The sequence below is a fragment of the Paenibacillus sp. sgz302148 genome (genome assembly GCF_056120465.1).
Genome location: NZ_JBVYOJ010000001.1, coordinates 599560 through 626174, shown reverse-complemented (window position 1 = coordinate 626174; position 26615 = coordinate 599560). Strand labels below are relative to the sequence as shown.

Annotated in this window: 18 protein-coding genes; 17 read left to right on the top strand and 1 reads right to left on the bottom strand. The window is 48.9% G+C overall.

Annotated elements, in window-relative coordinates; translation table 11 throughout:
• Positions 1 to 17: 17 nt before the first annotated feature.
• The 4 genes from AC0LWM_RS02870 to AC0LWM_RS02855 all read left to right on the top strand — a co-directional run bounded on the left by AC0LWM_RS02870 (position 18) and on the right by AC0LWM_RS02855 (position 5279).
• Positions 18 to 1580, top strand: coding sequence for a HEAT repeat domain-containing protein (locus AC0LWM_RS02870; RefSeq protein ID WP_474673384.1), 1563 nt, complete (start codon positions 18 to 20; stop codon positions 1578 to 1580).
• 90 nt (positions 1581 to 1670) lie between these two features.
• A complete protein-coding gene (locus tag AC0LWM_RS02865; protein WP_474673383.1) occupies positions 1671 to 2438 on the top strand; it encodes an SDR family NAD(P)-dependent oxidoreductase in 768 nt (255 codons plus the stop codon).
• Positions 2439 to 2467: 29 nt separating this feature from the next.
• Positions 2468 to 3565 carry a mandelate racemase/muconate lactonizing enzyme family protein gene (locus AC0LWM_RS02860; protein WP_474673382.1) on the top strand — a complete coding sequence of 366 codons (1098 nt, stop codon included), beginning with the start codon at positions 2468 to 2470 and terminating at the stop codon, positions 3563 to 3565.
• Positions 3566 to 3638: 73 nt separating this feature from the next.
• Positions 3639 to 5279, top strand: coding sequence for a ThuA domain-containing protein (locus AC0LWM_RS02855; protein WP_474673381.1), 1641 nt, complete (start codon positions 3639 to 3641; stop codon positions 5277 to 5279).
• Between the two features lie 126 nt (positions 5280 to 5405).
• Here the strand turns inward: AC0LWM_RS02855 and AC0LWM_RS02850 are convergent, their stop codons facing one another.
• Positions 5406 to 6245 carry an AraC family transcriptional regulator gene (locus AC0LWM_RS02850; protein ID WP_474673380.1) on the bottom strand — a complete coding sequence of 280 codons (840 nt, stop codon included), beginning with the start codon at positions 6243 to 6245 and terminating at the stop codon, positions 5406 to 5408.
• 239 nt (positions 6246 to 6484) lie between these two features.
• On the opposite strand from AC0LWM_RS02850, the gene AC0LWM_RS02845 reads away from it, so the two are divergent.
• From AC0LWM_RS02845 to galA, 13 genes are all read left to right on the top strand, one after another.
• Positions 6485 to 7819 carry an ABC transporter substrate-binding protein gene (locus AC0LWM_RS02845; protein WP_474673379.1) on the top strand — a complete coding sequence of 445 codons (1335 nt, stop codon included), beginning with the start codon at positions 6485 to 6487 and terminating at the stop codon, positions 7817 to 7819.
• Positions 7820 to 7947: 128 nt separating this feature from the next.
• Positions 7948 to 8715: a hypothetical protein gene (locus AC0LWM_RS02840; protein WP_474673378.1), complete on the top strand. Its 768-nt coding sequence runs from the start codon at positions 7948 to 7950 to the stop codon at positions 8713 to 8715.
• Positions 8716 to 8760: 45 nt separating this feature from the next.
• Positions 8761 to 9879 (top strand): ABC transporter ATP-binding protein, encoded by a 1119-nt coding sequence (locus AC0LWM_RS02835; RefSeq protein WP_474673377.1) that lies wholly within the window; start codon positions 8761 to 8763, stop codon positions 9877 to 9879.
• A gap of 86 nt (positions 9880 to 9965) precedes the next feature.
• Positions 9966 to 12860 (top strand): extracellular solute-binding protein, encoded by a 2895-nt coding sequence (locus tag AC0LWM_RS02830; protein ID WP_474673376.1) that lies wholly within the window; start codon positions 9966 to 9968, stop codon positions 12858 to 12860.
• Positions 12850 to 13842 (top strand): carbohydrate ABC transporter permease, encoded by a 993-nt coding sequence (locus AC0LWM_RS02825; RefSeq protein ID WP_474673375.1) that lies wholly within the window; start codon positions 12850 to 12852, stop codon positions 13840 to 13842. The genes AC0LWM_RS02830 and AC0LWM_RS02825 overlap by 11 nt, the downstream gene beginning before the upstream one ends.
• A gap of 74 nt (positions 13843 to 13916) precedes the next feature.
• A complete protein-coding gene (locus AC0LWM_RS02820) occupies positions 13917 to 14756 on the top strand; it encodes a carbohydrate ABC transporter permease (RefSeq protein ID WP_474673543.1) in 840 nt (279 codons plus the stop codon).
• Between the two features lie 24 nt (positions 14757 to 14780).
• Positions 14781 to 16892, top strand: coding sequence for a YIP1 family protein (locus AC0LWM_RS02815; protein ID WP_474673374.1), 2112 nt, complete (start codon positions 14781 to 14783; stop codon positions 16890 to 16892).
• Positions 16889 to 19165, top strand: coding sequence for a DUF5696 domain-containing protein (locus AC0LWM_RS02810; RefSeq protein WP_474673373.1), 2277 nt, complete (start codon positions 16889 to 16891; stop codon positions 19163 to 19165). The genes AC0LWM_RS02815 and AC0LWM_RS02810 overlap by 4 nt, the downstream gene beginning before the upstream one ends.
• Position 19166: 1 nt before the next feature.
• The gene (locus tag AC0LWM_RS02805; protein WP_474673372.1) at positions 19167 to 20036 is read left to right on the top strand and encodes a carbohydrate ABC transporter permease; all 870 of its coding nucleotides are present in this window, start codon (positions 19167 to 19169) and stop codon (positions 20034 to 20036) included.
• Between the two features lie 18 nt (positions 20037 to 20054).
• Positions 20055 to 21020, top strand: coding sequence for a carbohydrate ABC transporter permease (locus AC0LWM_RS02800; RefSeq protein ID WP_474673371.1), 966 nt, complete (start codon positions 20055 to 20057; stop codon positions 21018 to 21020).
• A gap of 243 nt (positions 21021 to 21263) precedes the next feature.
• Entirely contained in the window at positions 21264 to 22625 is a 1362-nt protein-coding gene (locus AC0LWM_RS02795) for an ABC transporter substrate-binding protein (RefSeq protein ID WP_474673370.1), read from the top strand.
• 37 nt (positions 22626 to 22662) lie between these two features.
• The gene (locus tag AC0LWM_RS02790; protein ID WP_474673369.1) at positions 22663 to 24045 is read left to right on the top strand and encodes an ABC transporter substrate-binding protein; all 1383 of its coding nucleotides are present in this window, start codon (positions 22663 to 22665) and stop codon (positions 24043 to 24045) included.
• Positions 24046 to 24149: 104 nt separating this feature from the next.
• Positions 24150 to 26555 (top strand): beta-galactosidase GalA, encoded by a 2406-nt coding sequence (gene galA, locus AC0LWM_RS02785; protein WP_474673368.1) that lies wholly within the window; start codon positions 24150 to 24152, stop codon positions 26553 to 26555.
• Positions 26556 to 26615: the final 60 nt, after the last annotated feature.

The following is a 26615-nucleotide window of genomic DNA, read 5'->3' as shown; positions in this document are numbered from 1 at the left end:
TTAAGGGGAGATCATTTATGCTGGACAGCAAATACTTGTTGACGGATGAACAAATGATGCAGTTCATTACTAAAGGCTATCTCGTGCTTCAGAACGATTTGCCGCCTCAGCTTCATCAGAGCGTCATGAACAACATTTATCGTGTTTTTCACGAAGAAGGTAACCCCGGCAACAACATTTTGCCCCGGGTACCGGACATTCAACAGTTTTTCGATACACCGGTCGTTAAAGGCGCCTTAACGAGCGTGCTAGGGCCCGACTATTACATGCATCCGCATCGGCACTGTCATTATAATCAGCCGAAAAACCAGACGCCGGGCGGCGGGCAATGGCACAAGGATGGATACTGGTCCTCCATGCGCAGCCACCGGCCGTGGTGGGCGATGATTTTTTATTACACGCACGATATTTCCGAAGATTTGGGACCGACCGCCATCATGCCGGGTACCCAATACTATGAGAAATTTATCGGTGACCGGGGCGAGACACTGCTGCCTACAGGCAAGGCAGGAACCATGGTACTTGTCCATTTCGACTTGTGGCATAAAGCTACGCTTAATGTGTCCGACCTGGACCGTTACATGTTGAAGTTCCAATTTGTCAGACTTCGCGCGCCGGAATATCCGAGCTGGAATCATCAAAGCAAGGAAATGATTGTGCCGGAAGGGACGCCCGCCGTCCATTTGAACCTATGGCAGGACGTATGGGATTGGCTCCGGGGGGAACGCACGGCAAGACAAGGCGGCACGCCTTCGGACGAGGCTCGGTTGTCGCAAGCGCAACAAGAACTGGCAGCAGAGGATGCGGAGGTTCGCGGGCGGGCAGCGGACGAACTGGGACTGCACGGAGAGGCTGCGGCATCCAGCGCTCCCGCGTTAGGGCTTCTTCTGAACGATCCGGTGGAAACGACGGCTTTGAATGCCGCTTATGCGCTTGGCCGTATCGGATCCAAAGGAGTCGAAGAACTGATCGGTCAAATAACCGGGGGTACGACTCTAGTCGCGGAACGGGCCGCTTACGGTTTGCAGGGTGCCGGCGCAGCGGCCGTGCCGGAGCTGCTCAAGCTTCTGGAGCATAAGGACGAAAAGCGGAGGGCGCTTGCGGCTTTCGTGCTCGGCATGGTCGGGCCTTCCGCAGGCGGGGCAGTAACCTCGTTGATCGCAAGCTTGCAGGATGAGAGCGAATGGGTCCGCCGGAATGCGGTCGAAGCACTGGGTATGATCGGTAATGTTGGAGGACAAGTTGTGCCTGCCTTGACGAAAATATTGGAAGATTCTCTTATCGGCGAAACTGGCGACACTCCGAATTCGAACGACAAGTATTCGAACAATCAAAGCTACATTATCAATAAGATCGGTTATACGGCGGCGCTATCGTTGCTTCGTACCGGCAAGGAAGGCGATGCAAAGCAAGTTGTCCGCGCTTTAGAGCAAGCGCTGCATAGCAAAGATCGTTACGTCAGGGCCTATGCGTCGGAAGCGCTCACCCATCTTCGGACGGATGAAGCGGTCGATGTTCTGATCCGGTATTATCGGACTTCCCGTTGGTGTTCGGATACAAGTAAAGCTAGTACCTTTTAATCGAAACAAACATAGTTTTATCAGGGCATTCTCCGTGAAAGCGGAGAATGCCCTTGGCAGCAATATTGCTGGGAATCGGAGGAGAAGTTCGTGCATTTTTTTCAAAAAACCGTCATTGTTACAGGCGGAGCGTCGGGCATCGGCGAAGCGGCTGCCCGGACGTTTGCAGCTGCCGGAGCTCAGGTGGCCATATTGGACGTGAATGAGCAGGAAGGTAACCGTGTCGTGCAACAGCTTTGTGATACGTACGGCCCGCAAGCTGCGATTTTCGCAAAAGCGGACGTGTCGTCGGAAGACGAGGTGGCGTCTTTTGTGGCGTTCGTCGTGACGAAGTATGGGCGGATCGACGTGGTGGTGAACAATGCGGCAACGATATTGCCAAAGGCGATTGAGGAGGTGGCAGAGCATGAGTGGGATCGGCTCGTCGCCGTCAATCTCAAAAGCGTGTATCTGATGACAAAGCATACGATCGCCGAACTGCGTAAAAATCGCGGGTGCATCGTCAATATGGCTTCGCTGAACGGCATGATCGGGCAGCGGCAGAATGCGGCCTACGCCGCTACGAAAGGAGCCATCATCGCCATGACGAAAGCGCTGGCGCTCGATTATGCTGCCGACGGCATACGCGTCAACTGCATTTGCCCGGCGGGTGTCATAACGCCGCTTCTTGAGAAATGGGTGCTGCAGCAAGATGATCCGCTAACAGCCCGTAAATCGCTGAATGACATGCATGCGCTCGGCCGTCCCGCATCTTCGCGGGAAATTGCCGACGCGGCGTTTTTTCTTGCAAGTGAACATGCGAGTTTTATAACCGGCATTGCTTTGCCCGTTGAAGGCGGAGCAATGTTAGGTTATTAGAGCATGATCGAAAGAAGAGGAGAATGAGGATGAAAATTACGAAGGTCGAAAGCTTTGTCCTGCACGTGCCGATTACCCCGCCGATTACAGATGCGATCAACGTCGCCACCCACTGGGGGCTTGCCGGCGTTCGCATTTATACCGACGAAGGATTTATCGGTTACGGCTATACGGGCACTTGCGCCCACGGGGACGACATGATCGTTGAGACGATCGAGCGGTATTACGCGCCGATCTTGATCGGCAAAGACCCGTACATGGTTCGGGAAATTTGGGATGAGCTGCGTTTCGGCAAGATGCATTGGATCGGTCGCGCCGGCATAACCCACATGGCTTTGGCCGCTGTCGATATCGCCTTGTGGGACATTATGTCCAAAGCGGCGAACAAGCCGCTCTGGCAATACCTAGGCGGGCATAAATCGAAGCAGATCAAAGCTTATAATACGAACGGCGGATGGCTCAACTGGAGCAAAGAACAGTTGATCCGGGATGTTAACGAAATTGTTGAATCCGGCTTTACCGGAGTCAAGATGAAGGTGGGCAAATCCGATTCCCGCGAAGACTACGATCGAGTGAAGGCCGTGCGCCAAGCGATCGGCGAAGACATTATTCTGATGATCGATGTCAACCAGCAGTGGAACATCAATACGGCGATGACGTGGGGCAAGAAGCTGGAGGAGTTTGATTTGTTCTGGCTGGAGGAACCGCTCAACCCGGACGATATTTTGGGTCATCGCAAACTTGCCGACGAATTGAATGTACCGATCGCGCTCGGAGAGCACGTATACAACAAATATGCGTTTCGTGATTACATCCATAGCGGCGCGGTTGAATATGTACAAGTCGATGTCACCCGTGTAGCGGGCATTACCGAATGGCTTCAAGTGGCCGGCCTTGCCGCCGCTTACGATTTGCCGGTTTGCCCGCATGTCGGCGATATGGGTCAAATCCATCAGCATCTCGTCGCAGCCACGTCTAATGCAATCATGCTCGAATACATCCCGTGGATACGCGATATTTTTATAGAGCCGGCGACTGTGAAGAATGGGCATTACGTGCTGCCGCAAATGCCGGGTGCTTCCACAGAGGTCATTCCAGCCATGTTCGACCGATACCGGATCAGATAACTCAGAACTGAATCTGCTGAAAGCTCCCAGGGGAGCTTCACTTATTTAATTAAATACGGGAGGTTGTTAACACGTGAAAAACATATTATATCTTTACGGAGGCCCTGACTTTCACCCGACGAAAGCGGCCGGAGAATTGCTTGGAAATTTGCTAGGCTCAAGGGAAGGATATTGTCTTGAGACCACTTCCGATCTTGATATGCTGACCCGTTTGCCTGAAGGAAAATACGCCGCCATTGTGGTGTACACAACCGGGTTTGCCGACGAGCTGACGCCGGAGCGGGAACAGGGGCTGCTCCAATTCATCGAGAACGGCGGCGGCTTTGTCGGCGTTCATTCCGCGGCTGACAGCTTCAGAGGCAATCGCCGGTATATCGATATGCTGGGCTGCGAGTTTTTGACGCATCCGGACCATCACAGCTTTAAGGTGAATATCGTAAACACCGATCATCTCATTACGACAAGGATGGATTCGTTTACGATCGCGGACGAAATGTATCATTTGCAAAGCTACGATCCGTCGAAAGTGACGGTGCTTGCAGACACGGACTGGCAAGGCAGGAAGCTGCCGCTCGCTTATACGAAATCATACGGTCAAGGCCGGGTCGCTTATTTGGCGAATGGCCATGACTTAAAAGCATGGAGCCATCCCGAGTTTCAGAAGATGCTGCTGCGCGCAATCCGTTGGAGCGCCGGGGAGGAGAAGTCGTCCGGCAAAATCCGCTGCGGCTTGCTCGGATTCGGCCCGTCGTTTAATATGGGTGCCGGTCATGCGAGCTGGATCGGGCAAACCGAAGGCATGGAAGTGGTTGCGGTTTGCGATGCATCGCCGGACAGAGTGGCTGCGGCGAAGGAGCAGTTTCCCGGCTTGAAGGGGTATTTTACCAATCTGGATGATATGCTGGCAATGGATGAAGTCGATCTTGTCGTTAATATTTTGCCGCATCATCTGCATGCACCGCTTGCGATGAAATGTCTTGAAGCCGGCAAGCATGTCGTCTTGGAAAAGCCGTTTTGCCTGACGGTAGCCGAAGGAAAGGCATTGATCGAGAAATCGCGTGAGAAAGGGGTCATGCTGTCCGTCTTTCATTGCCGGCGCTGGGATGATGACTTTATGACGATCCGCGAGCTGCTAAACAAAAGATTGATCGGCGACGTGTTCCATATCGACTACTCATCCGTAGGCTACCATCAGCCGGGCTTCAACTGGCGCTCCGACAAAGCCGTCAGCGGCGGCGTCATGTACGATTGGGGAGCGCATATCATCGACTGGATTCTGAATTTGATTCCTTCCGAGATGACGCAGCTGATGGGCGATTTCCAGAAAAGAGTATGGCATGCGGTAACGAACGAAGATCACGGCAAAATCAATATCAAGTTCAAAAACGGAACGACGGTCGACATCATGATGTCTTCCATCGCAGCGGTCAAACGGCCGAAATGGCAAATTCTCGGCACGAAGGGCAGCATTGAAGTGAACGCACAGGACGAGATCTATTTGACGAGCACGGTGAACGGCGTTCGCCAGTATAGCAAGATTGATCGGATGTTCGGATCGGACTGGAAACAATATTATTGGAACGTAGCCGATCATTTGCTTATGGGCGAGGAACTGATCGTAAAACCCGAGCAAGCGCTGCGTGTGGTCAGTATCTTAGAAGGCGCCTCGCAGAGCTCGGAGCTCGGCCGAAGCATCACCCCTGAGGTAATGTGATCGACTTTTAGCGAAATGACAGGAAGTTTTGACGGTTTTTCCGGCAATTTGGAGTTCAGAGGGGATCGGATTATAGGCCGTATCCCCTCTTTTTGACGTCTCCACATATGATTACCCTCAGCTTGCCTAATGCTTATCCCTGTATTCGGTCGGTGTCATCCCTTCATGAGCCAGAAACTTTTTGTTGAAATAATTCGCATTGATATAACCAGACTCGATCGCGATTCGTTTGACCGACCAATCCTTCTTCTCGATCAACAATTGCTTCGCCTTCTGCAATCTGCATAACGTGACGAATTCCACTGGACTGAGCTGAGTCAATTTGCGAAAAAGTCTGCAGAAGTAATACTGGCTAATCTCCGCTTTCTCGGCCCATTCTTCAAGAATAAAAGGAAGATGCGCTTGTTTCTGAATTTCGGGAAGCAGCTTAAGCAGCCGGTCTGTCACCTCCGATCCTTTATTTACCGCTAATGGGATTGCGTTGCTAACAAATTCTGCAATAATCCCATAAGTCAAATAGGATAATCGGCTGTAATGACGAGTTTCGTGGTCTTCTTCAGCTTCCGTGAGCAGAGCATGATACAGTTGTTCGAATGAACTCGAATCTTTGAGCGTCCATAAAGACGAACGGTGGAAACCCCGATCAATCAGAAATTGCGTTAACTCAGGTCCTCCGTAAAAATGCACCCACCGTAGTTCCCACGGGTCATCTTTGCTGCTGTAGTACAATTGGCGCTGGTTCGGGAAATAAAGATAACAATCTCCTTTGACCAGCGTGTACTGACGGTCGTCAACAACGACGTATCCTTGCCCGTCAACAACGACGTGAATGCTGAATGTATTCCATTCTCCCTTGTCGCGTCCCACAAAATGTCCCGGCCACTGGTTATACCAACCGACCGATTCAGGCAAACAAAAAAAAGGGTGCTCAGAAAGAATAGGTATAAAGGCATGTCTAAGCAACATTGGCAACACTCCTCAAAGGTCAATATCGTTCTATTATTAACAAGATAGAACAATTTATCTTTATTGATTGTTCTATTATACTGACAATATAGTTCCAAGCAAACAACATATAAAAGAGAGGAGACTTCTTTATTTCGAAAATGATAACGTTTACTTGACAGCGTTATCATGAATCTTCATGGTATCACGTTTTTAGCATGATGTCTTGTGAATGACCATTTTAAACTAGGGGTGTTCTTATGAAAAAGACATTATCCATTCTACTGATCCTGATGTTCATTTTCCTGACTGCTTGTTCCGGCAAAACAGATGATTCAAAGCAATCATCCGGTAACACAAACGATAAAGAGCAAACAACGGATAAGGATGCTGCAACTGAAAAAACGTCTGAACCAGCGGAAGAAGCGAAACCGGTTAAACTTACCGTAATGCCGGTATCTGTAGGAATTAGCGAAGAAGATTTCAAGCTTTTGTTCACGGACCCGGTTAAAGCAAAATATCCGAACATTACCGTAGAATTGTTCAAAGGTCCGGATGGAGCGGGACTGGAAGAGCTGATCGCTGCGAAGAACACGCCGGACATGATGTTGATCTGGAACGGCGCCATGCCTTCCGTGAAGCGGTTTGAAATGTTCCAGGACATTACTCCTTACATGGAGAAGCAAGGCGTAGACGTTAATCGTTTCGAGCCGGTCGTTATCGATACGGTTAAAAGCGTATCGGATAACGGCGAGTTGTACGGATTGCCTTTTGCGATGCAATTGAATGCGCTTTATTATAACAAGGAAATTTTCGATAAATTCGGCGTTCAGTATCCGACAGACGGAATGACTTGGGATCAAGTAACGGAACTCGCCAAAAAAGTTACAGGCAAAGTTGACGGAACGCAATATAGCGGTCTAAGCCCTGAGCATTTGGAACGGATGTCTTTCCCGTTAGGCATTACTACGATTGATGCGAAGACGAATAAAGCCAGCATCAATAACGATGAGTGGAAGCAAGTATTCCAAGCGGCTTACAACATCTATAAAATTCCGGGCAATGAGAAGGATAAAGCATGGGCGTTCCTCGATAAGACAGGCGCCATGTTCGCTGGCTTCAACATTTTCCCGAATCTCGTTGAAATGTCCAAACAAGGATTTACGAACTGGGACGTTGTTCAATACCCTAGCTACCCTGGCCATGAAAATACATACGGCATGGTTGACGCGCACATCCTGACGATCAACAGCACGTGCGAGCACCCGGATGAAGCGATGAAAGCGATCAGCGTCATCACATCCGATGAAGTTCAGAAGCTTAGCACTTCGAAGACGATGCGCGTAACGGCTCTGACCAATCCGGACGTTCAGAATGCTTTCGGCGCCGACAGCGAATATATCAAAGGTAAGAATATCGCCGGCGTATTCAAAAGCAAGCCTGCTCCGGCACCTGTATTCTCCCCATACAACGGAGACGGCATGGGCCTAGCGAATAAAAAATTCGACGAGTATTTGGCCGGCAAAGATTTGAACACGGCTTTACGAGAAGCGGAAGAGGAAATTAATAAGGTGCTTGCTGAGAAGCAGCAATAATAATAAGGGCTGTCCGGGACCCCCCCGGGCAGCTCTTAAAGTACAAAGATTCACTGGAGACGTTCGCATTATAACACCGGGCTGGCGGCAGCGAACATGCAATCCAAGCCGTGTCGGAGGTAATCATCATGCTGAAACAATCATTAGGCTTGCTGTTCAGAAATCCGCTGTTGTTGATATACCCGATCGTATTGGATGGTCTATCTTTTATCGCGGGACTCATGATTGTTGGTTTTATCGGCGGACCGTCATTATCCTATCGTCTTATTCTTGAGATGGGGCTTCCATCGGTTAGTTATGTCAGCAATATCCCGCAGTTCATTAACCAACTGCAGTTTATGGGGGGGACGGTTCCGGGAAGCGCATGGATTGCCGTGCTGGCCATGCTGTTAGCCATGGCTTTTGCTCAAGGAGGATATATTGCCTCCCTGCGCAACGTAGCCCAAGGGCAGCCGATTTCATTGCGACAATTTATGAAAGACGGGAAAAGCCACTGGGTCCGCTTCCTATTCATGTTTCTGATTTTTACGGCAGCCAAAACGGCTTTGACTACACTGTTGGTTGCGTTATTTAACGTCATTGGGTTATTTCTATCCCTCGTTATATTTGTCATTCTTCGGATTCGGTATATTTATGCGGAATATTGTATCGTGATCGACCGACTGAATGTCGATGCGGCTTTTCGTCAAAGCCGTCGCTATTTTCAGACTTCAAGCCTCAAGACGTCGGTTCTCGTGGCCGTATTGTTCATTGTGTCGGGCACGATTAGCTTATTGCTGCACCGGGTATGGAGCCCGGTTGCCGTCATGGCTGCCATACCGGTATGCGCAGTTGTTTTTGGCGCAATACAACTCGCCTTCATGCAGCAGCTATGTCAAACCAAACAAACATGTTGATCATGACTCTATAGGAGTATACATAAAGCAAGGGAGGAACATCCATTGTCGAAAATTATGTTTCATCATGTTCATAAACGCTACGGAAAATATAAAGAGTATGCGGTGAAAGATTTCAACCTGACCGTAGAGGACCAGGAGTTTCTAGTTTTTGTTGGTTCTTCAGGGTGCGGGAAGTCGACGACCTTGCGGATGCTTGCGGGATTAGAGGATATTTCGGAAGGCGAAATTTATATCGGCGATACGATCGTGAACGATATGCCGCCCAAAGACCGCGATATTTCGATGGTTTTTCAAAACTATGCGCTGTATCCGAACATGTCCGTTTACGAAAATATTGCTTTTGGCTTGCAGATGAGGAAGCTTCCGAAGCATGAAATCGATCTATCCGTGAAACGGGCTGCGCGCGTGCTGGAAATTGAAAATTTCCTGGATCGCAAGCCTCGGGAGCTGTCCGGCGGTCAGCGCCAGCGGGTTGCGCTTGGCCGGGCAATCGTTCGTACGCCGCAGGCGTTTCTGATGGACGAGCCTCTCTCCAACCTAGATGCCAAGCTGCGCGTACAAATGCGTTCGGAAATCATTAGTCTTCATAAAAAAATCGGCGTCACGACGATTTATGTAACGCACGACCAGATTGAAGCGATGACGATGGGCGATCGCATCGTCGTCATGGAGAAAGGGATCGTTCAACAAGTGGATACGCCCGAGAAAGTATATAATCAGCCGGCGAATCTGTTCGTCGCGAATTTTATCGGCAATCCTCCGATGAATTTCGTTCATGGAAGATTGGAAGAGCACGGCGGGGAACTTGAATTCCATACGAACCGTTTCGCGCTGAGGTTAACCGAGAAACAAGCCCATACGTTAAGACATTTGAATTTGGTGGACAAAGGAATCATTTTGGGTATACGTCCGGAAAATATCAGCTTCGAACAGATCATGTTGGAAGCGTATCCGAATGCGATGATTAACGGAACGATGGAATTAAGCGAATTTGTCGGCTCGGACCGGTATTATCATATGGATATTGGAATGGAGAAAAACCTTGTAGCTCGCGCTCACCCCCGGTATCACTTTGATGACGGGATGAAAGCTTCCGTGGCCGTGGACATGAACAAGGCACTGTTTTTCCATAAAGATACAGGTGTTTTATTAACTGAGTAATGGGGGCTCGAATGATGAAGAGGGGAATTCGTAATGTTAAGCGATTGTTACTCCTTATCTTAGCTGTAGCCCTAACAGGTGTTCCGGTGTTATCGGGTCATGCGCAAGGTGAGCAAAAAACTGCCGATAAGAGCAGTGAAGATATCGTCTTTCAAGATTTTTCGAATCACGAGCCCTATTTCTATTCGATGGCGAACAAGTGGGAACAGGACAAAGTTCCGCTTGGAACGAAAGAAATCAATATTGAAGCGAAAGCTTTCCGTGCGAAGTCGGATGATGCCGGAGTTTCGGTCGGCTCCTATCAAGGGGAAAACAATGTTCTTTTATGGTCTAAGCCCAAAGGTTGGGTAGAGTACGAAGTCAATACAGATGAAGAAGGAATTTATGAGCTGGAAACCGACTATTTTCCATATATAACCTCAGATGGGGGTCATAGGCAGTCTGTTTGGATGAGCATCCAGATCAATGGCGAATTCCCGTTTCGTGAAGCTCATTCCATTTCGCTTGAGCGGCAATTCGCTGATGTGAAGCCCGTGAGATACGATGATGACGGCAATCAGCTTCGTTCTTTGATCGACGAGGAAACGAGCTGGAAAACTGCATCATTCCGCGATTCGGAAGGAGCGTACAGCAGACCGCTGTTATGGCATTTGAATAAAGGGAAAAATACGATTCGTATCGAAGCGACTCGCGAGCCGGTGGCGCTAAAAGCTTTCCGCCTGAAAGCTCCGGTACTCCTTCCGTCCTACGAAGACGTGAAAAAATCGTACCCTAAAGCTTCCGGAAACGGAAACAAAGAAGTTATTGCAATCGAAGGCGAGCAGTTCAGTTATAAAAACTCTTCTTCCATTCAAACGCAATATGACCGCAGTCCGCTTACGGAGCCGGCGTCGCTTTCCCTGGTTCGGTACAATACGATCGGCGGTTATGGATGGGATGAAGGCGGTCAAGCGATAACTTGGGAATTCGAAGCACCGGAAGACGGCGTTTACAATTTGACGTTGCGCGCGAAGCAAAGCTTGCGCAAAAATTTATCGATCTTCCGCAATCTATATATCGACGGAAAAATTCCTTTTAATGAAATGAAAAACGTGCAGTTCCCTTACAGCAGCGATTGGAAAGGAATCACCTTGGAAAATTCGGAAGGCGAACCTTATGAGTTCTTTTTCACCAAAGGAAAGCATTCGATCAAAATGGAAGCGACGTACGAGCCTTACGTGCCGATCATCGTCCAAGTTGACCAAATTTCCAAGGAGCTGCGGGATGTCGGCAGAGAGCTGCGCATCGCTACAGGAAACAGCAGCGACCCTTACCGGGTGTGGAATATCGATAAAGATATACCGGGGATCAAGGAAAGACTGGAAGCGCTGAAGACGCAATTTGCGCAATTGACGGACCAGATGCTGGCGATTAATCAAGTGACCGACAACGTGTCGCAAGCATTTAAAACGAGCGCCAAAGATTTGGAGGATTTGCTCGAAGATCCAAACGAAATTCCATATAGTCAATTGACAATCGGGACGCTGCAAGAGAAGGTTGAGACGCAGCGCAAAGATTTGACGGATACTCCGCTGCAGATCGATCGGATTTATGTAGCGGGGCCGGACGCGGATTTGCCTAGGATGGAATCGAACTTCTTCGAAAAAATATGGAATACGATCGCAACGACGTTCTACTCGTTTACGAACAAGAACCAACTCAATAAGCAAGATGAACATGAGCTCAACATTTGGATGTTCAAAGGCCGAGATTACGTCGATGAGCTGCAGCAGCTGGCCAACGAACGGTTTACGCCGGAGCACGGCATTAAAGTACGCATCAATTTGATTCAGTCCCCCGATTTGATCGTTCTTGGCAAAGCTGCGGGCATTTTGCCGGATATTGCGATCGGGGTGTCCAGCACGTCGATTTTTGATTACGCGTTACGGAACGCGATTTACGATTTTTCGAAGTTCCCGGACTCGCAGCAGTTGATCGACAAGTTCCATCCGGGCATTATGCAGCCTTATCGTTATGACGGCGGGATCTACGGCATTCCGGAAACGAATAACTTCAATATTATGTTCTATCGAAAAGATATTTTGAAGCAGCTTGGTTTGACCGTGCCGCAAACTTGGGACGACGTCTATAAGATGCTGCCGACGCTGCTTCAGAACGAAGCCAACTTTTATGTGCCGCCGGACAACTACTCGTACTTCTTCTTCCAGAATAACGTAGAGCTGTATACGAAGGACGGACTGTCGAGCGCGCTGAACGAGCCGCAAGCATTCGAAACGTTCAAAAAATGGACGGACTTGTACAATGTCTACGGATTGGAACGTCAAGTCAATAGTTTCTATCAACAGTTCAGAGACGGCACATTGCCGATCGGAATCGGCGACTTCAACACCTATATGCAATTGCTTGTTGCGGCGCCGGAAATTATGAACGAGTGGGGCATTGCGCCAATACCTGGCACCAAACAGTCTGACGGCACCATTGCAAGGTGGGCTGCAGGCGGAGCGCCAACGGCAAACGTAATGTTCAACGATACGCCTCCGGAAAAACGCGAGCTGGCGTGGGAATTTATGAAATGGTACATGTCCGATGACATTCAGACAGAGTTCGGCCTTAACCTGGAGCAATATCGCGGCGAAACCTTCCGCTGGAACTCGGCTAATATTCAAGCGTTCAAGAATATGCCTTGGAAATCCGACGACCTGGGCGTGATTCTCGATCAATGGCAATGGATTAAAGAATATCCGAACGTTCCCGGCGGATATATGACGGCGCGTGAACTCGGATTTGCCTGGAACAAAGTAGCCATTGATCAAAAAAATCCGCGGATTGCGCTCGAGCAGGCGATTAAAGAAATCAACCGCGAAATGAAGCGCAAGCAGCAAGAATTCAATTTTGTCGATGAACAAGGAAATGTATTGAAGAAACTTGATGTTATACGTATTACGGAACCGTGGAAAGGAGCGATGCAGAATGACAAGTAATACGACAATCCTTTCCGAGAAGCAGAATATTTCACCGGCTAAATCCGGAACGAAGCCGAATCTTTCGCAGCGATTGCAATTTTTGATGAAAGAAATATGGAAATATCGTTTGTCGTATGCATTTATATTGCCGTTTATGGCGATGTTCGTCATTTTTATTCTGATTCCCGTAGTTGCCGGCATTCTGCTTAGCTTCACTTACTTTAACGCCTTTGACTTCCCGTCATGGCGAGGCTGGCTTAATTATCAGAACCTGTTCTCGCAAGACGTTATCTTCCTGCAGCACGTACTGCCGAACTCGTTCAAATTCGCCGTATTCGTCGGACCGGTCGGTTACGTTCTTGCCTTCTTGCTGGCCTGGTTGATCGCTCAACTGCCGAATACGCTGCGTACCTGGTACGCGCTTGCGATGTACGCGCCGTCGTTGTCCGCCGGCGTTGCGATGACCGTCGTGTGGACGGTCATGTTTACCGGGGACCGCTCGGGGTATATTAACAGCTTCTTGCTCAAGTGGGGACTTATCGATAAGCCGATCTATTTTTTGCTCGATAAAGATTATTTGCTCAACATTATGATCGTGATTTCGATTTGGTCATCGATGGGGATCGGGTTCTTGGCCATCTTGGCCGGTATCCTCAACGTGGATAAACAGTTGTACGAAGCGGGAAGGATCGACGGGATCTCAAGCCGTCTGCAGGAAGTATGGTACATTACCGTGCCGATGATGAAACCGCAGATGATGTTCGCGGCCATTATGGCGATCGTTCATACGATTAAATCCGGCGGCATCGGCGTTCAATTGTCGGGCAGCAACCCGACGCCGAACTATTCCGGTCAGTTATTGCTCGATCATATCGGCGACTATGGATTTATCCGGTTCGAGCTTGGTTATGCCAGCGCCATATCCATCTTCGTTCTTCTATTGTGTTACGTGCTCAGTAAATTTTTTGGTTTCTTGTTTGCGCCGAAGGAGGATGAATAATGCGGGAATCCCGTATCGCTTTGATGAAGCGAAAACTGACCGTAAAATGGAAAGATTTTGTGCTTGCAATCCGAATGCTTGAGCGAGCGCAAATCTGGATTGCCATTTGTCTGTTGCCGCTTGCAGTATTCATGCTTCTTCCTCTTGTCTATTTGTTTAACCATGCGTTCAAGCCGTTGCATGAGCTGTTTCTATTCCCGCCGACCTTTATCGTAAGGGAACCGACGACGAGCAATTTCACGGAATTGCTTGCGATGACGGAATCCACCATTGTTCCGGTGGCACGCTACATATTTAACAGCATCGTGGTGACATTTCTATCTACCGTAGCGATGGTCGTTACAGGCGCCATGTGCGCCTATCCGCTGTCGAAGCATCCTTTTCCGGGATCCAAAATCGTGCTCGGTCTCATTATGCTGGCTTTGCTGTTTGCATCCGAGACGGTTGCGATTCCGCGTTTTATCGTGATCCAAAGCCTTGGCATCATGAATACATACCTTGGACACGTGCTTCCGCTAGTCGCCTTGCCGGTCGGCGTTTTTCTGTTGAAACAGTTCATGGACCAGATCCCGAACGACTTGATGGAAGCGGCTAAAATTGACGGAGCACGCGAATTTACGATCTTTTTGCGCATCGTCATCCCGGTTGTTTCGCCTGCGATTGCAACAATTTCCATTCTTGCATTCCAATCCGCATGGGGGAATACGGAGACTTCGACCTTGTTCATGCAGGAAGATTCGATGAAGACGCTGCCTTTCTACATGAGCACCTTGACATCCGGTCTAGCCAACTCGGTAGCCAGACAGGGCGCCGCAGCGGCCGGGGCACTCATCATGTTTATCCCGCCTCTGATCGTATTTATCGTTTCCCAGCGCAAAGTCATCGCGACGATGGCGCATTCGGGGATTAAATAAGATGAGGAGAACGGAGGTTACGCCATGCACAAACATCAACGCAAATGGAAATTTACGCTTTGGCTCGCATGTCTCATTTCATTGACGGTATTCCCGATGGATGCGATCGCCGATGTGCCATATAAGACGTTTTCGAAAAATAGCTACGGACGTACGATACTGACTCAACCCGCCTATTCTCCGGCCGGTGTCCTGGCGCAGGAGATTCCGGTTGCGGGTAAAAACGGCGAAGTCGAGTATACAACGCTGCAAAGACCGCAAGATTTATTTATTACGGAGAACGACGATATTTATATTGCCGACACGGATAACAACCGGATCGTTCATCTGGGTGAGCAAGGCGAGCTCATCCGAATCATCACCGTGCCGGAAAGTCCGCTGAAGCAGCCGCAAGGCGTGTATGTGGCCGAGAACGGGGATATCTATATCGCCGATACGGGAAACAAACGGGTCGTACAATTGAACAGCCATGCCGAATGGATCAGAGAAATCGGCCGTCCGGAGTCGCGATATGTGAATGAATCGTTCGTCTACGAGCCGACGAATATGGTTGTCGACAAACGCGGATTTATATACGTCGTATCCAAAGGCAGCTATCACGGTATCGTTCAATTCAACCCGGAGGGAAAATTCGATAAATTTTTCGGGACGAATAAAACGGAAGTCACTGCAATGGATATCATTCGCAGACAGTTCTATACGAAGGAGCAATTAAGCCGGCAAGTTCGATTGCTGCCCGTATCTATCCGCAATATCGATATCGATGCGCAAGGCTTCATCTACACGGTGTCCGGTTCCAAAACGGAGCAGATCAAAAAATTGAACATTCGCGGCGAAAATGTATGGAAAGATAAAGAGTTCAATAAAAGAATGATATCTTTCGCCGACATGGACAAAAAAGAGAAGATCGCAGCGGAAATTACGGATGCATCCGTGGACAGCAGCGGCAACATAACGATTATTGATAAATCGCGGAACATCGTTTCCCAATATGACGTAAACGGAACATTGCTGTTTTATTGGACGGGTCGGGCCGTCGTCGGGAAATCGCTTGTCGGATTGACAACCGCCCCGGTCGCGGTAGCAACCAACTCGAAAAATCGTCTTTATATTTTGGATGAAGCGTTGAATCTCATCCAGGTGTTCGAACCAACCGAGTTTGGCGCAGCGGTCCATGATGCCTACAGGTTAATGCAGGAAGGGAAATATTCGGAAGCGGAGAAGCATTGGGACAGCGTGCTGAAATTGAACGCGCATTTCTCCCCGGCGTATGAAGGGCTCGGGCAGGCTGCATTTTTGCGCGGCGATTATGAGCGTTCCGCCGAATTGTTTAAGCTTGCGGGCGATGGCGAAGGATACTCCGATTCATTCTGGCAAACTCGTTTGCAATGGTTCCAATCCAACTTTTCTACATTGGCCAACAGCTTGATTATCGCGGTGATCCTGATATGGCTTTTCGCTTATTTGAAGAAAAAATTCAAGTTCCGCGTCATTCCTAAGATGAGCGGACTGAAACGTCGGACGTGGTTCCAGCAGGCGAAGCACGTGTTCTATATATTGAAGCATCCGCTGGACGGCTTTACCGATTTGCGTTTTATGAAAAAGGGCGGTTATATAAGCGCCATCATCATTTTATTGCTAACGATCGTAGCGATACTTGTGAGGTCGTATTATACGAGCTTTACATTTAACCCGGTACCGGTTTATGCCAAAGGCGCGACGTCTACGCTGACGATCTTCTTGGCAACGTGGCTGTCATGGGTTGTGTGCAATTATTTGATTGGTTCCATCCGGCAAGGGGAAGCGCGTTTTAAAGACGTATTCGTCGGAAGCTCGTATGCGTTAGTTCCGGTTGTATTGCTTGGGCTTCCGCTGGCGGCGCTCTCGAATATTTTTACGCTTAGCGAATCGTCGATTTACAGCTCGATCGGGACAGGAATGATGTTGTGGTGCGTACTGTTATTTTTCTGGAATATTCAGGCGCTGCAAAACTACGGAGTCGGTGAAACGGTCGTCAACATTTTGCTTACGGTCTTAACGATGATTATCCTGTGGGTCGTCATCTTCATCCTGATCGGATTGTCGACGGAGTTCTTCAGCTTTATATACACCATTTATCAGGAGGTATCGATGTGACGCGCTTATTTCGCTCCCGAAAACTGCCGGCGATCGCTGCAATTTGTATTTTGAGCATGTCGATGCTCAGCGGCTTCATTTTTGCGGAGTCGGATTCCGCGGATCGGAACAGAAAGGTTGAGTCCGGCGTTACTGTGGCCTCGGCTTCCAAACCGAACGGAAGCTTGCCGGACGAAACCCGGTTCCAGCTTATCGCCGAAAATAACCGGCTGGAGCTTAAAGCCGACCCAACCTCCGGTCACTTTACGGTAACTAGCAAAAAAACGGGGGAGGTATGGCGATCCTTTCCGAACCCGCAAAATTGGAATGACAAGTTAAATACAGATGCGTGGAAGGTCCATCTTGGTTCGCCCTTTATGTTCCGCTATTTGGAATTCAACACACGCAAAGATTTGCTGATCGAGTCCAACTTTTATGCGCAAGGCGGGGCGTCAGCCAAGTTTGAAAAAACGGATAGCGGGTTTAAAATCCGTTACGAAATGCCGGATATCGGCTTCGTTATTCCGGTAGAAGTGAAGCTCGGCGAAGATTTCGTCGAAACGAAAATACTCGCGGACGGCTTGGTTGATGAGAAGGCGTATCCGAAAGACAAGAAGGATCCGAAGGCCAGACTGGCATCCATTCGTTTATTCCCGTTTCTGGGCGCGCAAACGTCGGACAATGAGGACGGCTTCTTGTTCATTCCGGATGGTCCGGGTGCGCAGCTCGACTTTAAAAAGCATCGCATCGGAACGCAGAACCTCTATTCGGAACGCGTATACGGCGACGACATCGCATACAGCAATCATAACACGATGTCAGACCGCAATCCGGTTACATTGCCGGTGTTCGGGATTAAATCGGACAAGCAGGCTGTACTCGGCGTCGTTACCGAGGGCGAGGAATATGCAAACGTTGTCGCGGCGCCTTCAGGATCGTTCAGCCAATACAACTGGGTATCGCCGGAATATCAATATCGGTTTAAGTTTTTCCAACCGACCGATACGAAGAAGATCAACGGCTACTTGACTTATAGCACGGATATTACGAAGTCGGATCGGGCGACGCGTTATTATTTCATCGATGATGAAAAAAATAACCGGGAAATCAATTACGTTACGCTCGCTGAACGCTATCGTTCGTATTTGATGCAGGAATATGGAATGAAACCGCTGACGGATACCAAGCTGAAGCTTCAGCTGCATCTGCTGGGCGGCGATACGGAAAAAGGGTTTTTATGGGACTCTTATTTGCCGCTGACAACGACGGATGAGGCCACGAAGATCGTACAGGATTTGATCGATCACGGCGTAAAAGATATGAACGTTTCCTATCTTGGGTGGCAGAATGACGGCTTCAGCAATTATGGCGGCGCCTTCCCTGTTCCGAATAAACTTGGCGGCAATGACGGAATGAAGAAGTTTGCCGATTATGTTCATTCGAAAGGTTTATCGTTATACCTTGATGCTTCATCTTATACGTTTAACAGCAACGGCAAAGACGGATTCCGCAAAAACAGGGACGGCCTTCGCGACTTGGGCTCTACGATTATCGGGGAATCGGAAACGTTTGTAAGTCCCCGATTTATGGAGAAAGTCTTTATGGACGATCTGGAGGAAGCGAAATCGCTTGGGATTAATGGCTACCTCTTCGGTCTAGGAATCGGAAGTTTCTTAAACACCGACTATAACGAAAATTATTTGTCGACAAGAGAACAATCCAAGCAAATTCAGGACCAATTGTTCAAGAAAACGAAAGAAGCCTTTGGCGATGTGCAGGTAGCAAGAGGCAACGAATATACGCTGCGATATATAAGTCATTTGCAGAACTTGCCTTCTACCTATTCCTTCGACTTGTTCGTCGATCGCGTTGTTCCTTTTACGCAAATCGCGCTTCACGGTTTGACGACGTATTCTTTCGGATACGCCAATTTGAGCGATGATTACAGGGAGGCTTTCTTAAAAGGCATTGAATTCGGCGCCGTCCCGTCGTTCGTCGTAACTTATGCCGAGTCCGAGGAATTGCTGAAATCCGTATATTTGGATGGGTTCTACAGCACAAACTACAAAGACTGGATTCAAGAGATGACTGCGCAATATAAAAATTACGAAGAAGCGCTTGGCGATGTACAAGATAAGTTCATAACGGATCATCGCGAAGTGATGAGCGGGGTTTACGAAACGACATACAGCAACGGCAAACGAATTATTGTGAATTACAACAATAAGAAGGTCTCTGTCGGAAGCACCGTTGTCGAGGCGAAAAATTATACCGTCAGCCAAGGAGGTGCGTAACATGGCAGGAAAACGTATACTTTCCGCCAGGACGTCCCGCAAGCTGGAGGGAGCGTTGTTTTTCGCCCCGTGGTTGATCGGTTTCATCATTTTCTTGGGATTTCCGCTTTTCTTCTCGCTTTATATGAGCTTGCATCATGTCAAAATTTTGCCGAAACGAATCGTTTACGATTTTGTCGGGGTGAAATATTATCAGGAAATCCTGTTCAACAGTTCGGCTTTATACGATAAATTGATCCCATATTTCCAGGAAGTTGTCATCATGGTACCGGTTATCGTTATTTTCGCCTTGATGATCGCGATCATGCTGAATCAGAAGCTTCCGGGACGATTTATATTCCGTGCGATTTTTTTCTTGCCGGTCATATTCTCGACGGGTGCCGTCTTAATGTCATTTATCAATTCAGGCGAAGGCAACCTCGGTTTCCTGGAACGGTTCGACCTTGGCGGTTATATCGATATGTTTCTCGGGGACAATTCATGGGCCAAACCGGTTAAGGAAGTATTGAATCACTTTGTTCTTGTCTTGTGGTATTCCGGGGTACAAATCCTATTGTTTATTGCAGGACTTCAGACGATTTCCAGCTCTGCGTACGAATCTGCACGCATTGACGGTGCAACGCCGTGGGAAGTGTTCTGGAAAATTACGCTTCCGGCCATGTCGCCGTTTATTTTGCTGAACCTGATTTATACGGTCGTGGATATGTTTACTTTCCCGTCCAATCCTGTAATTTCTCTCATCACAACAGGCAATTACGGTTATAACAGTGCGATGGCATGGATTTACTTCTTGATTATTCTTGTATTTTTGGGACTCGTCATGTTCCTCTACAGCAGAATCAATCGGAAGCATGCCAAAGCAGATCGATGATAAGGGGGGAGGCAGCGGATGATGAAGGTAAATTTAGCGGCGCGCGTCAAACAAACGATGACGAAGAAACGCAGCTTGCAAAAAATCCGATATATGGTTCTTGGTAGAGAAATCAATCAAGGACTCATCTTCAAACTGGCGTTGTATTCCATATTAATCATAACGTCTTACATTTATATGAACCCGATTATTAAAATGCTTGTGAAGATGGTTATGAGCATCAAAGACTTGGTCGATCCGACCGTAACTTGGATTCCGTCTTCCATCTACCTTGGACATGTCACGGAAGCATGGAAGCTGCTGGATTATCCGAAATCGCTTGGCGTCAGTTTGTTCATCGCGGTATCGGCGGCCGTGCTGCATTGCATCGCGTGCGGACTTGCGGGTTATGCGCTCGCAAGACTTGACGTTCCGTTCAAGAAAACGGCTTTTTTCCTAGTTATCGCGGCATTTATCATTCCGCCGCAAGTTATTATTTTGCCTACGATTATGGTGTATACCGAGCTTGGATTAAACGGGCATCTGCTGACGCTGATTCTGCCTTCCGTGTTCGGCTTCGGAGTCAAGGGGTCGCTTTTTGTGATCATTTTCCGCCAGTTTTTCTCGACGCAGCCGAAGGCATTGGAAGAAGCGGCGCGTATCGACGGCGCGAATGCATTGAAGTTTTATGCCCGTGTTATGTTTCCTTTGGCCAAGCCGGCTATCCTTGTCGTATTTTTGTTTTCATTGGTATGGACGTGGAATGACACGTATTATCCGCGAATGTTCCTCGGAGCAAGCGATAACATGCCGCTGGCGCTTAAAGTATCTTTTATCGACCGCAACTTGCAGGCGTTTATTCAAGAAGGCGGGTTTCCGGAATTTTTGGCCGAGCCGATCAAGATGGCCGCAAGCTTCCTTGTTATTTTGCCGCTGCTGTTAATCTATTTGTTCGCGCAGCGTTATTTTGTCGAGAGTGTCGAGCGCACCGGTCTGGTCGAATAGGAAATCAAGGTTCGATCTACCGGGTTGATACTGAACCGGGGCTTCTTCGAAGCCCCGGAACGGTTCGCGTTTATTATGACATACATTCATATTTTTTCGGGAGGTGATGCGATGTAAATGTGAATTGAAGTCGAACGCCGGTTGTTGTAGCAATCTACAAATCATGCAAGTTTTATCTTGTAAGCGCTGCATTTACATGATCCAAGCAGGATCAAGCCAATCTATGAAAAGGGGTATCGTTAGATGACCATTGTAAGAAGAAGAGGGTTCTTGATTCTACTTATTCTTACCTTTACCGTATCGCTGCTCGCAGGCTGCGGCCAGCCATCCGAGGATAAAGCGGCCGAAGACAACAAGGCCGAGTCGTCTTCCAATCCATCCGATGAAGATCAGCCGCAAAAGTCGCCAGAGCCGGAAAAAAAGCAAGAGCCGGTTACTTTGACGATGATTAACTGGGTAGACGATGAATCATGGGAGAAAAATTGGAAAAAGCCGGTTGAGAGCAAATTTCCGAACATCAAACTGGAACGATACAACATGGAGCCAAAAGAAAAGGAATTGCAGGAGCTTTTCGCCGCCAAAAATCTGCCTGATTTGTACTTTGCTGCTATGCATCATAAAACGGCACTTGAAAAACTGGAAGTTTTGTACGACATGAGCGATTTGATCAAGACGCACAACTACGACCTCGATCGCTTCAATCCCGGATTGATCGATCGAGTCAAAGTCGAATCCGGCGGCGCCGCAATTGACTTTTTGCCGTATAGGGTAGACCGTTATGCTTTGCATTACAATAAAGACATTTTTGATAAATTCGGCGTACCTTATCCGAAAGACGGCATGACGTATAACGAAATCGTCGATTTGGCCAAAAAAGTGACGGGCGAGGTCGGGGGGGTTCACTATTACGGGTTGCAGTGGGGATGGGACAGCTTTAATACGATGTCGCAGCATATTCCCGTGATCAACCCGGATACGAAAGAGCCGACGTTTCTTACGGATAACCGCTGGAAATCGTTCTTCGAAGTGATCAAGAGAGCATACGAAATTCCTGGCAATTTACCTCCGCGTGATAAATACCGCGAATATATTTATTCCCGCTTTGTCGGCGAACGCAATGTTGCGATGCTGCCGCTCTGGTTTAACGGCGGAGAGTTGAGCGACAATAAGATGAATTGGGATATGATCAATTATCCGACTTGGGAAGAGAATCCTGGAAAAGTTCCGGGGGGACTGGCGTATATGCTGGGCGTGACTTCGTTCAGCGAACATAAAGACGAAGCATTCCAGGTCATTGATTATTTGCTGTCCGATGAGTATACGATTCAAAGATACCAAGGGAACGATATTTCTTCTTTGGTTCTGAAGTCGCCTGAGGTACGGAAGCAAATTAAGACCGATCCCAAGTTCGACGGCATAAACTACGAGGCCTTGTTTAAAATGGATTTCTTTCCGAATCGAACTCAGGTCGAAGAGGATATATTCGGCAAAACCGTTATTGAACACATGGAAGAATTGATTTACGACCATGTGGACATCAACACCCATTTAAGAAAATTGGACGAAATGGCCAGAACATTGATCAAGGAAATGGAAAATAAATAAACCGAACGATACACCAATAATTAGAAGGGGATACACTATGAAAATGAAATCGGTAAAAATGCTATCATTGATTCTGATCGTCATGTTACTCGCAGCATCGTTTGCCGGATGTTCAAGCAAGAAAGACGAAGGGGAAACCAATAAAGATTCCGCCGCTGCCCAAGACACTCCGAAGGAGGAGGAAAAGCAGGAGGAGAAACCGGAAGCAAAAGAACCGGAAACCAAGAGCAAAGAACAGGTTACGTTGAAATTTATGGCGCCTTGGGGCGGGGAATTTGATGCACGGGTGAAGCCGTTCGTCGAAGAGAAGTTTCCTAATATTAAGATCGAGCTCATTAGTAAATGGGTCGGCAAGCAAGAGCTTGAGGAAACGTTCGCCGCTAAAGAAAACCCGGACATCTTGCTGACTACTGGCGGTTTTGAAGTTCTCAAGGATATGGAGCTGATGTATCCGCTGGACGATCTGGTGAAGCAAAATAACGTTGACTTATCGGCATTCCGGCCGGGCGTGCTCGAATCGATGCGGGTGCGGGATCCTGAAGGCCAAAACCGTTTGTTGGGCTTTCCGATGGAAGATATCCAAGTAGCGCTTTTCTATAACAAATCGATTTTCGATAAATTCGGCGTAGAATATCCGAAGGACGGGATTACTTGGGAAGAGGTTGCTGACCTGGCCAAGAAATTGACAGGAGAAAAAGACGGGGTCAAGTACCACGGGATCGCGAAAAACGGCATGTCGATGCCTTTTATGGAGCTTTCGGCAACCGGTACGGATCCGAAGACGGGCGAAGTGCTGTTCACCAAAGATCCGAAGTTCAAGAAATATTTTGACCTGCTGGATAAGTTCCGCAGCATCCCTGGGGTATGGGATGTAGAGAAGGACGAAGATTTGTATTTCCAAAACCAAACAACCGCAATGGCGATTTTATCCATTACGAATTTAGGCGGTTTAGATGGTACTAAAGGGCTTAACTTCGATATGGTAAAAGTTCCTGGTTGGGCTGATCAACCCAATATTACGCCAAACTACGCGCCGCTTGCGATCAGTGTAAACCCGAACAGCGAGCATTTGACAGAGGCGTTCGAAGTCGTTGCATTCCTCGCTTCGAAAGAGCATCAAACGAAGCTGCATCGCCAAGGTTCGCCATCGCCGCTTGGCGATCCGGACCTTGCCGTTCAATTTGCCGAAGATCAAATGTCCGGCAAAAACAAGAATTACAATTTGAAAGGTGTATATTCCGGCGTAAAAGCAGACCCAGTGTACTCTCCGTTCGGTCCGGATGCCCTTTATTACGGCGAGAACTACGTGGCAGAGCAGGCTGCCGAGTTCCTCAAATCGAAGGAAGATGTCGTTACGTTCTTGAGAAAGATGGACGACGACTATACGATTAAAATGAAAGAGAAGATGAATAAAAAATAACGTTGCAGAGCTCCTGGAACACCGGGAGCTCATCTTTTTTCCGGCGCCGAAATGATTGAAGATCAGCCGCAATGGCAACCAGAGATAAAGGAGAGAGACACAACATGTATCAAAAGGAAAAACAGCCCCTACGCGAGCGGCTGCTCATGGATTCCGGATGGAGATTTGCCTTAGGACACGCTTCAGTCATCGAGCGCGACTTCGATTATTGGAAAGGCAAGCCGTTTGCCAAACAAGCCGAAGGGAGAGGCGCGCTTCACGTCAATTTTGACGACAGTGCTTGGAGGGAAATCAATTTGCCGCATGATTGGGCGGTAGAGCTTGATTTTGAATATTCCACCGACAACGACATCGATTATCACGGATACAAGCCGATCGGAAGACCGAACCCGGCGACTTCAATCGGGTGGTATCGCAAGAAGTTTGAGATAGCAAAGGAAGATGCGGGGAAAAGGCTGTCCATCGAGTTCGACGGTATTTTTCGCGACAGCATGGTTTGGCTGAACGGCTATTATCTAGGACGTCATGAAAGCGGATATACTAGCTTCCGTCGCGATATTACCGACTGCGTTCGATTCGACACACCGAATGTACTGGTCGTGCGCGTTGACGTGAGCCAAGTGGAGGGATGGTTTTACGAAGGGGCCGGCATTTACAGACACGTATGGCTTGTCAAAACAACTCCGACCCATGTGGCGCATTGGGGAACGTACGTCGTTTCGGAGGTTGGCGACGGATTTGCGGACGTCACGCTACAAACGACGGTTGCCAATGAAGACAATACCGAAAAAGCGGTCACGATCGAATCGGCGATCTTTGATGCCGAAGGCCGCCGCGTTGCGAGCGTTCAGTCGGAGCCGCAGCCAATCAGAGCTTGGAAAGAGAGAGAGATTACTCAACGCGTACGATTGGAGCAGCCGCAGCTCTGGGACTTGGATTCGCCCCATCTTTACCGTCTCGTTACGACGGTGAAGGACGGCGAAGCCGAAACGGATGTCTATGAAACGCCGTTTGGTGTCCGCAGCATTCGGTTTGATGCGGATCACGGCTTTTTCCTGAACGGCCGGCGCGTCGAGATTCGAGGCGTTTGCTGCCATCAGGATCATGGCGGAGTAGGGTCGGCGCTGCCCGACCGGCTGCAATATTACAGAATCGAGAAGCTGAAGGAGCTTGGAGTGAATGCATATCGGGCATCGCATAATCCGCCGACGCCGGAGCTGCTCGAAGCGTGCGACCGACTAGGCATGCTGGTCATGGACGAGCATAGGCAAGTGGGCATCGGCGACGAAATTTTAGGTCAATTGCGCAGCTTGGTCAAACGGGACCGCAACCATCCGAGCATCATCCTTTGGTCGATCGGCAACGAAGAAGGCGGCATTCAGGATACGGAAGCCGGCGCGCGTGCCGCAATAACGATGAAACGGATCGTAAACGAGCTTGATCCGACTCGTCTTGTGAGCTATGGCGGGAATAACGGCGGACAAAGCGCGGGCATTAACGGCGTTGTTGATGTGCGCGGTTGGAACTATTGGAAAATCGGCGCGAATTTAGATGGATACCATAAGGATCATCCACAAACGCCAATGATCGGCAGTGAGGAAGCGAGCACATTGTGTACGCGAGGCATCTACGAAAACGATGAAGAGCGAGGATACGTCTCGTCTTATGACGCCAATTTCCCGGGCTGGGGATCCGGCGCCGAGGAATGGATGAAATATTATGCGGAGCGCCCGTATTTGGCCGGCGCCTTCGTATGGACCGGATTCGATTACAGAGGCGAGCCGCTTCCGTACCGCTGGCCGTGCATCAACTCGCATTTCGGCATTATGGATATGTGCGGTTTTCCGAAAGACAATTATTATTATTACCAGTCCTGGTGGACCGACCGGACGGTATTGCATCTGTTCCCGCACTGGAATTGGCCGGGTAAGGAAGGCCAGGACATCGACGTGCGTTGCTACAGCAATTGCGAAGAAGTGGAGCTGCTGCTCAACGGCCGCAGCCTAGGCAAAAAACAAATGCCGCATCTCGGGCATCTGAGCTGGATGGTGCCGTATGAGCCGGGCGCGCTTGTTGCCAAAGGATACAACAACGGGCAAGAGGTCGCGTGCGACTCCAGAGAAACAACGGGCGCTCCGGCAGCGATACAGCTTGTGCCCGATCGGTCCGCGATCGATGCCGACGGCGAGGATGTGACATGCGTTGCCGTGCAAATCGTAGATTCCGAGGGCCGTATTATCCCCGTTGCCGATAACGAAGTGGAGTTCACCGTTAGCGGACCGGGCGCTATCATCGGTGTCGGCAACGGAAACCCGAGCAGCCACGAGCCGGATAAGTATATCGATAGCGGCGCGGTGTGGAAACGGAGAGCATTTAACGGACTTTGCATGGCGATCGTTCAATCGGCGAAACAAGCCGGAGAGCTGATCATTACGGCGAAGTCGTCCGGGTTAACTGCCGCCAAAGCGACGATACGTTCGGAGGCGTGTGCTTTGCGCCCATCCGTGTAATAGCACAGAGGGATAAAAGCCCGGGAGGAATATCTTATAAGATATTCTTCTCGGGCTTTT